The sequence below is a fragment of the Burkholderia sp. LMG 13014 genome, from assembly GCF_905232215.1.
Taxonomy (GTDB): domain Bacteria; phylum Pseudomonadota; class Gammaproteobacteria; order Burkholderiales; family Burkholderiaceae; genus Burkholderia.
Window position 1 is genome coordinate 1 of the sequence record NZ_CAJNKE010000172.1, and the last position, 10998, is coordinate 10998.

At 64.7% G+C, this 10998-nt stretch carries 10 protein-coding genes; 6 read left to right on the plus strand and 4 right to left on the minus strand.

Annotated features, from left to right (window positions below; translation table 11 throughout):
* The 3 genes from JYJ84_RS18120 to JYJ84_RS18130 all read left to right on the plus strand — a co-directional run.
* A partial coding sequence (locus tag JYJ84_RS18120; RefSeq protein WP_307872118.1) for a biotin/lipoyl-containing protein occupies window positions 1–528 on the plus strand: 528 nt, incomplete at its 5' end.
* 338 nt (window positions 529–866) lie between these two features.
* A complete protein-coding gene (locus JYJ84_RS18125) occupies window positions 867–1070 on the plus strand; it encodes a hypothetical protein (RefSeq protein WP_043180709.1) in 204 nt (67 codons plus the stop codon).
* Window positions 1071–1112: 42 nt separating this feature from the next.
* Window positions 1113–3227, plus strand: coding sequence for a phosphocholine-specific phospholipase C (locus JYJ84_RS18130; RefSeq protein ID WP_175222999.1), 2115 nt, complete (start codon window positions 1113–1115; stop codon window positions 3225–3227).
* Window positions 3228–3450: 223 nt separating this feature from the next.
* Here the strand turns inward: JYJ84_RS18130 and JYJ84_RS18135 are convergent, their stop codons facing one another.
* The 3 genes from JYJ84_RS18135 to JYJ84_RS18145 all read right to left on the minus strand — a co-directional run bounded on the left by JYJ84_RS18135 (window position 3451) and on the right by JYJ84_RS18145 (window position 5878).
* Window positions 3451–4149 carry a class I SAM-dependent methyltransferase gene (locus JYJ84_RS18135; protein ID WP_174962936.1) on the minus strand — a complete coding sequence of 233 codons (699 nt, stop codon included), beginning with the start codon at window positions 4147–4149 and terminating at the stop codon, window positions 3451–3453.
* A 257-nt stretch (window positions 4150–4406) separates the two neighbouring features.
* The gene (locus tag JYJ84_RS18140) at window positions 4407–5729 is read right to left on the minus strand and encodes a galactosyl transferase GMA12/MNN10 domain protein (RefSeq protein WP_174962938.1); all 1323 of its coding nucleotides are present in this window, start codon (window positions 5727–5729) and stop codon (window positions 4407–4409) included.
* Window positions 5726–5878, minus strand: a complete 153-nt coding sequence (locus JYJ84_RS18145) for a hypothetical protein (RefSeq protein ID WP_175223000.1) — start codon at window positions 5876–5878, stop codon at window positions 5726–5728. The genes JYJ84_RS18140 and JYJ84_RS18145 overlap by 4 nt, the downstream gene beginning before the upstream one ends.
* A gap of 285 nt (window positions 5879–6163) precedes the next feature.
* Here JYJ84_RS18145 and JYJ84_RS18150 point away from each other — a divergent pair, with 285 nt between their 5' ends.
* From JYJ84_RS18150 to JYJ84_RS18160, 3 genes are all read left to right on the plus strand, one after another.
* Window positions 6164–7306 carry a DUF2827 domain-containing protein gene (locus JYJ84_RS18150; RefSeq protein ID WP_175223001.1) on the plus strand — a complete coding sequence of 381 codons (1143 nt, stop codon included), beginning with the start codon at window positions 6164–6166 and terminating at the stop codon, window positions 7304–7306.
* A gap of 786 nt (window positions 7307–8092) precedes the next feature.
* The gene (locus JYJ84_RS18155) at window positions 8093–8896 is read left to right on the plus strand and encodes an EAL domain-containing protein (RefSeq protein ID WP_175223011.1); all 804 of its coding nucleotides are present in this window, start codon (window positions 8093–8095) and stop codon (window positions 8894–8896) included.
* A gap of 93 nt (window positions 8897–8989) precedes the next feature.
* On the plus strand, window positions 8990–9406 hold the full coding sequence (locus tag JYJ84_RS18160; RefSeq protein WP_175223002.1) for a hypothetical protein: 417 nt from the start codon (window positions 8990–8992) through the stop codon (window positions 9404–9406).
* 340 nt (window positions 9407–9746) lie between these two features.
* Here JYJ84_RS18160 and JYJ84_RS18165 read toward each other — a convergent pair whose 3' ends face one another.
* Window positions 9747–10883 (minus strand): DUF2827 family protein, encoded by a 1137-nt coding sequence (locus tag JYJ84_RS18165; RefSeq protein ID WP_175223003.1) that lies wholly within the window; start codon window positions 10881–10883, stop codon window positions 9747–9749.
* Window positions 10884–10998 lie beyond the last annotated feature (115 nt).

Consider the following 10998-nt stretch of genomic DNA (forward strand, 5'->3'; position numbering starts at 1 on the left):
GACTGGCGACTGAACGGCGGCTATCGCCGCACGCTGGAATGGCATGCGGCCGAGCGCGAAGCGGACGTGACGGTCACGTACGAGGACGACGGCGCGGTTGCGCGCCTCGCGACCGGCGACGCCGCCGCGCAACCGTTCGCGTGGACGCGTGGCGCCACGCCGCTCGATTTCGACGTGACGCTCGGCGGCGTGCGCAGCAGCGGCCGCGTGTATGCGGACGGCGACAACTTCCACGTGTTCACGCAGGGCACGGCCGAGACGTTCGAATGGCGCAACGTGCTTGCGCATGCGGGTGATGCGGAGCAGGGCGGTGGCCGCCTGACTGCGCCGATGCCCGGCAAGGTGATCGCGGTGCTGGTCGAGCCTGGCCAGAAGGTCGAAGCAGGCACGCCGTTGATCGTGATGGAAGCGATGAAGATGGAGCACACGATCGGCGCACCGAGCGCGGGCGTCGTCGCGGAAGTGCTGTACGGCGTCGGCGACCAGGTGTCGGATGGCGCGCAGTTGCTGATGATGGCGGAAGGCTGAGCGTCGCCTGTTTCGCTGTGAGCGGGCCGGCTGCAGCGGCTGCCGGCCCGCTCAAACCGCCTCGCGATGCATCGCAGGCGCGCGGTTGCGACAGCGCCGCATTGCCCCCCACGACAAGCCGCAGCAGTGCGAAGCTTTCGATTGAATTACGCACACGCTGGCGCTGATGATCCGCAGCGCCACACATTCCATCGCATCACGCGCGTCTGCCGCGTGCACACCGGTCTTCGCCGCCACACGACACCATTGTGTAACACGTGGTAATTAGCATCTCGCCGTCGATATGACCGGTGCGCACCCGCGCCTGTGTCACGTCATCACATCCACGGAGAGACGTTATGCGAAACTCGGCCCTACGGCCTTTCGCGGTCGTTGGTCTGATCGCGCTGACAGCACTCCTCGGTGCCTGCAACGACGACGTGACGGCACCCGCCGCTCCCGTCGCGCAGCAGAAGGCCGCCTGCGGCGGCGGCGTGGTCGCCACCGCGCAGATGCACTGCCCGCCCGGATTCACCGCACCTGCATCCTCGCCCGCTTCCTGATCCCGGCTGTTTCCACCAGAAATCCAATCAAGAGCAACCAGCATGGCCACCCATTCGCGACGCGACTTTCTGAAGTTCTCCGCCGGCCTCGCCGGCGCGACCGCCGCCACCGCACTGCTGCCTGAATCGATCCGCAAGGCGCTGGCGGTCGAGCCGAATTCCGTCACGGGCACGATCCAGGATGTGCAACACATCGTCGTGTTCATGCAGGAGAACCGTTCGTTCGACCACTACCTCGGTCACCTGAGCGGCGTGCGCGGCTACAACGACCGCTTCCCGGTCACGCTGCCGAACGGCAAGCCGGTGTGGTTCCAGCCGCGGCAGGAAGACAAGACGAGCGTGATCGCGCCGTTCCGCTACGACACGACCAACCCGGGCGTCAACGCGCAGTGCATCGGCGGCCTGCCGCATACGTGGGCGACGACGCACGGCGCGATCGACAATGGCCGCGCGGACCAGTGGGCGGTGCAGAAGTCGAACATGACGATGGGCTACCACGTCCGCGACGACATCCCGTTCCATTACGCACTCGCGGATGCGTTTACGGTGTGCGACAACTACTTCTGCTCGATCCCGGGCAACACGCACCCGAACCGCATGTACCTGATGACGGGCATGGTCGACCCGCTCGGCACGGGCGGCGGCCCGCTGCTCGACAACACCGACTACATCGACAACCAGTTCGACAAGATCCAGTTGCCGCCCTTCAGCTGGACGACCTACCCGGAGCGCCTCGAGAAAGCGGGCATCTCGTGGCAGATCTACCAGCAGGGCACCGGGTTCGACAACTTCACCGGCAACTACGGCACGAACATGCTGGCGTGCTTCAACAACTTCGTGAACGCGCCGGCCGGCTCGTCGCTGCAGACGCGCGGGATGAGCACGCGCCCGATCACGCAGCTGAAGGCCGACGTGCAGGCGAACGCGCTGCCGCAGGTATCGTGGCTGCTGCCGCCCGCCGCGTATTCGGAGCATCCGAAGTTCACGCCGCTCTACGGCGCGTACTACCTGTCGACGATTCTCGATGCGCTGACGTCGAATCCGGACGTCTGGAGCAAGACCGTCCTGCTCGTCATGTACGACGAGAACGACGGCTTCTTCGATCACGTCGTGCCGCCGTCGGCTCCGACGCTGCCGGGCTCCGGCATGAGCACCGTGGATGTGTCGCTCGAGCGGCACAACGTCGTGACCTCGACGCAGACGGGCACGTACACGGCCGACAACCTGCCGTACGGCCTCGGCCCGCGCGTGCCGATGTTCGTGGTGTCGCCGTGGTCGAAGGGCGGCTTCGTCTGCTCGCAGGTCTTCGATCACACGTCGGTGCTGCAATTCATCGAGAAGCGCTTCGGCGTGATGGAAACGAATATCTCGCCGTGGCGTCGCGCGATTTGCGGCGACCTGACGTCGGCGCTCGACTTCTCGAAATCGGATGCCACGCTGCCGACCCTGCCGAGCACGCAGGCGTATGTCGCGCAGGCGGACTTGCAGTGCTCGCGCGCGTCGTCGCAGACCGCGCCGGCCAGCACCGCGCAGCAGGTCGTGACGGCACAGGAGGCCGGCACGCGGCCGGCGCGCGCGCTGCCGTACGAACTGCACGTGACGGGCCAGCTCCAGGCGAAGGGCTACGCGCTGACGTTCGCGAACACCGGCACGCAGGGCGCGCACTTCTGGGTCTATACGGGCGACCCGACCGCGATGCCGCGCCGCTATACGGTCGAAGCGGGCAAGCAGCTGACCGATACGTGGGCGCTCGACGCGAACGGCAACTACCTGGTGAGCGTGTGGGGGCCGAACGGCTATTTCCGGCGCTTTGCGGGATCGGCCGCCGCGGATGCCGGCGCGAAGCCTGAAATCACGCCGTGCTACGACACCGCCAACGGCGACGTGTACGTGACGATCGCCAACGCGGGCACCGGCACGCTCACGGTCACGGCGACCGATGTCGCATATGGCGGCGCAGCGCGCACGCTGACGGTTCCTGCCGGGCAGCGCGTCGAAGCGCACTGGGACCTGTCGTGCAGCAGCCACTGGTACGACCTGCAATTCGTGGTGGCGGGGAACGCGGGCTGGACGCGCCGCATCGCGGGGCACGTCGAGACCGGCAAGGCCAGCGTCACCGACCCGGCCGCGGTCGCGCCGACGATCGCGGCGATCTGACGGTACCTTCGCGCGTGCCGGCCGCTTGCCGGCACGTGAGGCGGGCATGACGGCACACTCGCGGCGCATCGAGGATGGGTCGATGGGGGGCTTTCACGGGGGAGCGCCCGGTTTCTGACGCCGCGAGCGTTTCGTCAGTCGTGAAAAAGGCGCCGGGTGGCGCCTTTTTCATTCGTCGCGCAAGCAAGACGCATGGATTCCGGATTGAATCGCGATCGCGCAATCAAATCGGGCGAAATATTGCATATTGGTCGCCATCGAGTTTTTCCTTGTACCGGTAGTCATGGAGCGTCAGGTTGACGGGCTGGAGGAATTTTTCATTGGCGGCCTCCTGTTCGTTGTTGGCGCGCGTATTGAACAGATTCGACGAATTTGCGGAGTTCACCAGCGAATCGAGACCCTTCGCGTTCCAGTCGAGGTGCCCTCTGAGCACATAGAAGTGCATGATCCCGCATTGCTGATGCGCCCAGAAATCGTGCCACATGAACGAATCGGGCCGCCATACGGAGTTGTGGCTTTCGAAATACGACGCCCCGCTCATCGGCATGCACTCGGGGGTCGAGATGATGATGTATCGCGATCGATAGTTCAGGAACTCCAGCAAATCGCGACCGTGCGAGTGACGCATGTGTTCAATGACATCGCCCAGAATGACCGTATCGTACGAGTCGCCGGATCGTTCATAAAGCGTGTCGCTGACCCCGGAGATGATGTCGTCGTAGCCGTTCTCGATCAGGAAGGGATGCGTCTCCTCATCGCATTCCAGCGCCGTCAAATGACAATCCGGCACGACCTTTTTGAGCAAGCGCCCGTATTTCCCGCCACCGGCCCCGATGTCCAGAATCCTGTTCGGGTTGATTGACTTGACCAGATGCTGAGTGAGCTGATCGAAGGTTGGCCACGAATATCCGATCTGTTCCAAGCTGATCTCCCGTTAAGGCTGGTTTGAGAATTGAATCGCAGTCGTGTAGCGGATCCACGTATTCGACGTCGGTTTGCCGTCGCCGGCACCCAACCGGGCATCGATCGCGCGCCGTCGCCCGATTCCGGACGACGACGCAAGCGCCGCGATCAACGGCTCGAGGCCCCATCGCACTGCATTGCGCGCTCTTTTCCCGACATGCCACAAACCGTAGGGAACCCACATCCGGTCGGCGTCAGCCGCTCCAGGCGAGGGCGCTAGCGCAGCAGCCCGTCGTCGTGCGCCATCATCAGCGCCCGCATCGCAGACCACATGCCGTAGTAATGCACGATATAGCTGTCCGCGCGACGAAACAGCCAGGGCGTGTTGACGCGGACGAGATCGGCCACGCCTTCGCCTTCCAGTTGCCCGTCACGCTCCATCGCGCGAATGAATTGCACCTGGTCGCCGTCGCTCGCATAGACGCTCGACCGGTCGTGCAGCGCGGCGATCGTCGTCATCATGTCGCGCAGCATCGCATCGTTGCGCGCGGTGCGCCGGAACGCCATCACCCCGGAGTTGAACGCCCACTGGCCGATGTCGTGCGCGAGCAGCCAGTCGCGCCCTTCGAGCAGCGGCTCCAGCGCTTGCTGCTGATCCGCGATCAGCACGTCGGCGTCGATCCACACGACCCATTCATGATGCTGCAGGTACGCATGCAGCAGCCACGGCTTGAACCAGTTGCCGGTCGCGTTCAGGCCGATCTCGGCGGGAATGTCGCGATGCACGTAGAGCGTGTAGCCGTGTGCGTCGCAGTAGCGCCGGACATTCCGTTCGGCGATGCGCGCATAGCTGCCGATGTTCGGCGTGTAGAGCATCATCAACGCGATCGGGCGGCCCGGATTGAAGGTGCTGCGCTCGGCGGCTTCGTCGGGCGTGCCGGCGGTGTCGTGATCGAACGAGAACAGTGGCCGGCCGGCGGCGCGGCATCGATTGACGTACGCGACGAGCGTGTCGCGGAAACGGGCCGTCGTGCCTTTGCGTTCGGGATCGTGCGGCGTGTCGTCGATGCTGATCGCGAACGTCGGTTCGCGGCTCCACATCGGATCGAGATCGGGGCTGGTCGGCATGACCGGATACAGCCCGTCGATCGGCGTCATGTAGCGATGCGTGTCGAGCTCAGCGAACAACGCGGCTTCCGAGGTCAGCCGCGGCTCGCCGCCGAGCCTGCAGCGTTGCACGAGCCGCATCACGATCGCCCGAACGGCCGCCGTATTGCGCCAGATCTGTACGTCGACCTGCGGCAGCGGGGACGCGAACGCATCGACGAACAGCATGTCGCGGCCACTCATCAGGCGATCGAGCGCGACGGGCTCGATGATCGCCGCGTCTTCGCTGAGCAGCAGCACGAGTTCGTCGGGCTGCGCGCCGCGCAGCACGTGGAGCAGTGATTCGTAACGATAGAGCGGCCGCAACGGCAGCGCCTGCGGCATCGCGGAGGCATCGACGAACGCGTGGCGATAGCCGTGCGCGTGCGCGTACTGCCGGTGATTTTCGAGGCTGGCGGGCGCGTCGTGACAGAAATGGCTGAGGACGATCATCGCGCGCTCCGAAGGCCGCGCAGCGGATGGCGGCGGGCGCCGGGCGTGGCGTGTTTTCGCGCGGCATCGCGGCCCGGCACGCTTTCCTGCGCGTGCCGCCCCTGTTCATGATGGATTGCCCGGAAGACTTGCGCGACGTCGCGTTCCATTCTGTCAGCCATTGTTTCAGCAGCGTTGCTGCAAGGTCGTTTTCTGCCCGCCCTGGATGCCGATACCGCCCGGCAACCCGGTAGCGCGGCCGGTCGCCGGAGTATCGCACAACCGTCTCGCGGATTTGCAGGCGCCGGCCGCGCACTGACCATCCCTGACAGTGTGCGGCCGGCGCTCCGCTAGAATGCCGGGTTGCCGCCGGCGTGCGCTGCTTGACGCGGTCGGCGTTTCGCGCGCTACACTGCGTCCATTCCATCCCCATCCATCCTTCCATCCCGCCGACGATGACGTCCCCTGTCCTGAACGGTCTGCGCATCGGTATCACGATCGGACTGCGTGCCCCTGACGAAAGCCTGTGGATCAACGGCATCAAGCAGAACGCGCTGTTTCTCGCGAAGCTGCTGATGGCGTCGCCGCACGGTTACCGCGTGACGCTGGTCAACACCACCGATGTGCCGCTCACCGATGCGCTGCCGTGGGATCGCAGCGTGTACGACACGCGTGCGTTCGCCGACGTGAAGGATGCGCTCGACGTGGTGATCGAGCTCGGCGGGCAGATCGACGGCGAGCAGACGGCTTACCTGAAGGCGCGCGGCGCGAAGCTCGTCAGCTACTGCTGCGGCGTCGAGTACATCAACGCGATGGAATCGATGCTGTTCGGCCGCCGGCTGTGGGATTCGCTGTTCATCAACCGCGGCTACGACGAGGTATGGGCGATTCCGCAGATCGCGCCGTCGTCGCTGCCGTTCCTGCAGTCGCTGCGCCGCTGCCCGGGGCGCGTCGTGCCGTTCGTGTGGGATCCGATGTTCCTGAGCGCGCGCGCGCAGTCGCTGCCCGAGCGCGGCGAATACCGGCCGCGCAGCGAGCCCGGCAAGCGGCTGACGGTGATGGAGCCGAACCACAACGTCGTGAAGTTCTGCGTGTATCCGATGCTGATCATCGACGAAGCGTATCGTCGCGATCCCGACGCGATCTGCTTCACGCACGTGACGAACGCCGACCGCCTCGCGCACGACAGCCCCGAGTTCGTGATGCTGATGAACTACCTGGACATCGTGCGCGCGGGCAAGGCGAGCTTCGTCGGGCGCTTCGATACGCCGCTGTTCCTGGCCGACCTGACCGATATCGTCGTGTCGCATCAGTGGTCGAACCCGCTCAACTATTTCTATTTCGACGTGTGCTGGCAGGGCTATCCGCTCGTGCACAACGCGAGCCTCGCGCCCGATCTCGGCTACTACTATCCGGACAACGACGTGCAGCAGGGCGCCGATGCGCTGCTGCGCGCGCTGCACATGCACGATGACGACTGGGAAGCGTACACGCGGCGCCAGCGCGAGATCCTCGGCCGCTATACGTCGGCGAATCCGGCACTCGTCGCCGAATACGACGCGCTGCTCGCGAATCTGGTCGGCGCATCGGCCGCATAAGGCCCGGTTTTTCGCGCGGCGCATACCGTTGCGCCGAATCCCGCCATCGGGATTGTCCCGCCCTCATGTCTGACGAAATAATGCCGTTAAAAAAGAAACCGCCGAACCCGATCGGTTCGACGGTTTTTGAAGGCACGAATTTGACGGCTCCGAGGGAAGTCCGTCAGAAATCATTTTAGAGGTTAACAAGTCTTTAAGATTGTTAAAAATGTTTCGATCGATAATCATCATATGATTTAAATTGATATTATTGATTCATGGCTGCTCGATTCTGTTTAGAAATTTAATAATTCGTTTGAAACGAGAAAATTGAATGCTGCGATGATCGAATGACGTGCGGCGGACGATTTTCAGCGCAGGGCAGGCCGGGCGGCTGGCCGTCGCGGTGGGCCTGGCGGCGAGCGAGCGCGGTACTTTGCGGGTCGGTATTTATCGGATCAATTGAAAATTTCCTGATTTGCGAGGCATGCAAATTGCGGGAGAATCGATTCGGGTAAGGTTGTTTAGATCGAAAAAATAAACGACATCGGGATCGAGGTTTGGTAATTCGCATTTGTGTGGTCTGTCGCACAGTCGGGATCGCGCGGGCATGGTGTATTTCCAGTAACTGAATATCGTTGAAAATATCGAATTTGACGGCGCGCCGAAGCGAAAAGTACGCTCCCGGAAAAGATCGACATAACAGGATGGGCCGGGTAGGCGGCGGAGCGCGTCATGATCGGCTTGCTCCGCATGTTTCTTGAGGTCGAGCCGCTCGCGGCGGCTCGCCATTTGCCGGAGCGCCGGATGAATGCGGTCGAAGCTCGCCTGGTGGCGAATCGGGAAGCGAATCGTGACGAAATCGATCTCGTCTTCGGCGCGCCCGACGATCATCCCGACCTTGCGTCGGTACGCAGTTTCGTGGAAAGCCGGCTCGGGTTCGCGCAAGAGCCCGTGTGCCGCGCCGACCTGTCGGGTGGTGTGCTGTATCAGGAGTGCCTGGCGCGATTGCGGTGGGGCGAGCGCGAGGCGCTGCCGCCGCTCGCGTTCCTGCCGCGCCTCGAGGCGCTCGGGCTGATGCGGTGGTTCGACCGGCTCGTGGTCGGCCGGACGATCGACGCGCTGCGTGCCGATCCGGCTGCCGTCTTCGGTTGCAATGTGGCGGCGGCGAGCGCGGTTGTCGACGACGCGTGGCTGGCCATCTTCAGGCGGCTCGAGCGCGAGCCGTCGGTCGCGGCGCGGCTGGTGGTCGAGATCACGGAGACGGGGCCGCTGAATCCCGTCGCGGGCCGTTCGTTCGTGAACCGCTTCCGGCAGGCCGGATGCCGTATCGCGATCGACGACTTCGGGGTCGGTTTCAGTGCATTGAACAACCTGGTGGTCGGCAATCCCGACATCGTGAAGCTCGACCGGTCGATCCTGTCGATGATCAAGCGCAACGCGATCGGGCGCTACCAGTTCCGCAGGCTGATCGCGTTCGCGCATGAAGGCGCGCGGCACGTCGTCGTAGAAGGCGTGGAGAGCGAGGTCGACCGGCAGATCATCGTGGATGCCGGCGTCGCGTGGGCGCAGGGCATCCGTTTTTCATGGCGGTCGCCGGCCGCCGCGTGACGGCGCGGGAACAGGCGCGGTGGCGTGCATGATGCGCGCCGGTGTCGGGCATGACCGGCGTGTCGCCGGAATGAATCGCAAAGGGGCGTGGGCATGACGGGGACGAAGGCCGGAGGCGGAACGGGCACGCAGGCGGCCGGTGCGCGCGACCTCGTCGCGATCGCCGAGCTGGCCGACATGCTGTGGCAACTGGGCGCCGAATCGACCGACGTGCCGATCGACGTCGCGCCGTATCTCGACGGCCTGAAGGCCATTGCGCGTCGTATTCAGCGAATGAAGCCGCTCAACGCCGGCAGCCGCGAGCTGGCGGCGCGACACTATTACGCGGGCGTCATCGCAGGTGCGTGCGGTGAAGAGTCGGCGATCGCGCGTGGCGTCGCCGACAGCCTCGTCAGGCAATCCGGCGGCGCCAGCCGGCTGGCGGCACATTGCTTCGCCGTGCTTGCGCGGACGGGGCGGCGGCACGGCCGTGTGTTCGCCGCGCAGAGCGGCGATCGGGTACTGGTCTAGCGTCTGTTCACGCCGGTCACGGGCGCTGGCACGGCGCGATGGGCGCCGTCCGCGTCGTCATCGTCCGCGCAAAGCGGCCCGGACTTCCGGCCAATCAATCGATCCCTCCCTCCCGAATCCGCCGAGCACGCACGCCATTGCGTGGTCGACCGCGTGGTCGCGCCGTCAATCATCCGCAGGATCGCGTCGAGTTCGCCCTGGATGGGCGGCCGGCCGGTCTCGATCGGCGCCTCGGCCAGAACTGCACAGCGCCGGTCGATGACGAACGACAGCGAATCGAATCGATTACGACGAAATCGCGGACGGCCAGATTCACGGGCGGTCGCGTGGACGAAGGCGGTCAGCCGAGCGCGCGGCCGGCGAACAGCCGCTGGATCTGCGTGGAATACGCGTGGACGTTGTGCTCGGCGAGCGTGTCGACCTGGTGCAGGCAGCGGCGGGCCGCCGCTGCGTAGTCGTCGAGCCGCGCGTCGTGGGTCTGCGCGGCGGTCGCGATCGCACGTGCCGCATCGAAGATCTCGAAGTCCGGATAGTAGTAGCCGACGTCGCGCAGGAACGGCGAGTTGTGCACGAGCGGGTAGTTGCCGTACAGCGCGTCGTACAGCAGGTAGTTGAGGCCGTTTTCCCAGTGGTGGGACACGACGATGTCAGTGTGATGCGCGGCCCACGCGACGAACGGCGCACGCACGTCGGCGGTCGCCTTGCCGTCGCGCACCATTTCGAGCCCGAGCGCGAGATGCTTGAAGGCGACGTTTTCCTTCTTGTCGAACGTGTTGGTCATGTACACGTGTTCGACGAGCTCGGGGTGCTCGACATAGCACGCGTTCGCGGCGAGCATCGGCACGATCGAACTCTTCACGACGTTCAGGTTCGGCTCGAAGAACGCGATGCGCTTCGCGGGGCCGTGGTTGCGATAGCCGAAGCGCGCTTTCAGTTCAGGATCGGCGTCGAGGCTGCGCTCGATGAAATACGGCGACCAGATGTGCGGCAGCTCGATCACCGGCGCGCGATAGACGGCCTGGAAGTAGGCCGCGCACGTGTGCATGTGCTGCGGGTTGGTCCAGATCTCGTCGAACTGCACGCGGTGCGGGTTCGGGCGCCAGTCGTTCTTCTCGAAGTTGATCGTCTCGACCGCGATCACGTAGTCGTTGCCGAAGCGGTACGACACGCACTTGCCGCCGCGCTGGCGCACGACCTCCGTGTGGGTCGGATCGATGAACGCATTCATCTCGATCAGCAGGTCGGTCTGGTGGATGACGGCCGACAACGGCCGCAGCGCGTCGCCAAACGCGTCCATCATCAGCGCCTGCGGATACTCGGTGATGCCGTTGTCGTGCGTGAGCCAGACCTCGCCGATCAGCGGCGACTGCTTCAGCAGCATGTACAGGTAAACGCAGTGCTGGTTCGCGCCGTTGTACCAGATCGACTGCGTTGCATCGCGCTGCACGTTCATCGTTATCGCGACATTGAGTTTCATCAGTTGCTCCGTGGTGCGGACGATGTGCGGATTACGGCGTGCCGCTCGGCGATGTGGACGGCGCGTAGCCGGTCAGGCGCCACTGGCCGGCGTCGAGCGGCTCGAGCCCCATTGC

Excerpts from the sequence above, each read along its gene's own strand:
- JYJ84_RS18160 (WP_175223002.1), top strand. The coding sequence starts at position 8,990 with ATGACGGGGACGAAGGCCGGAGGCGGAACGGGCACGCAGGCGGCCGGT.
- JYJ84_RS18145 (WP_175223000.1), bottom strand. The coding sequence starts at position 5,878 with ATGGAACGCGACGTCGCGCAAGTCTTCCGGGCAATCCATCATGAACAG.
- JYJ84_RS18125 (WP_043180709.1), top strand. The coding sequence starts at position 867 with ATGCGAAACTCGGCCCTACGGCCTTTCGCGGTCGTTGGTCTGATCGCG.
- JYJ84_RS18140 (WP_174962938.1), bottom strand. The coding sequence starts at position 5,729 with ATGATCGTCCTCAGCCATTTCTGTCACGACGCGCCCGCCAGCCTCGAA.
- JYJ84_RS18150 (WP_175223001.1), top strand. The coding sequence starts at position 6,164 with ATGACGTCCCCTGTCCTGAACGGTCTGCGCATCGGTATCACGATCGGA.
- JYJ84_RS18130 (WP_175222999.1), top strand. The coding sequence starts at position 1,113 with ATGGCCACCCATTCGCGACGCGACTTTCTGAAGTTCTCCGCCGGCCTC.
- JYJ84_RS18155 (WP_175223011.1), top strand. The coding sequence starts at position 8,093 with ATGAATGCGGTCGAAGCTCGCCTGGTGGCGAATCGGGAAGCGAATCGT.
- JYJ84_RS18165 (WP_175223003.1), bottom strand. The coding sequence starts at position 10,883 with ATGAAACTCAATGTCGCGATAACGATGAACGTGCAGCGCGATGCAACG.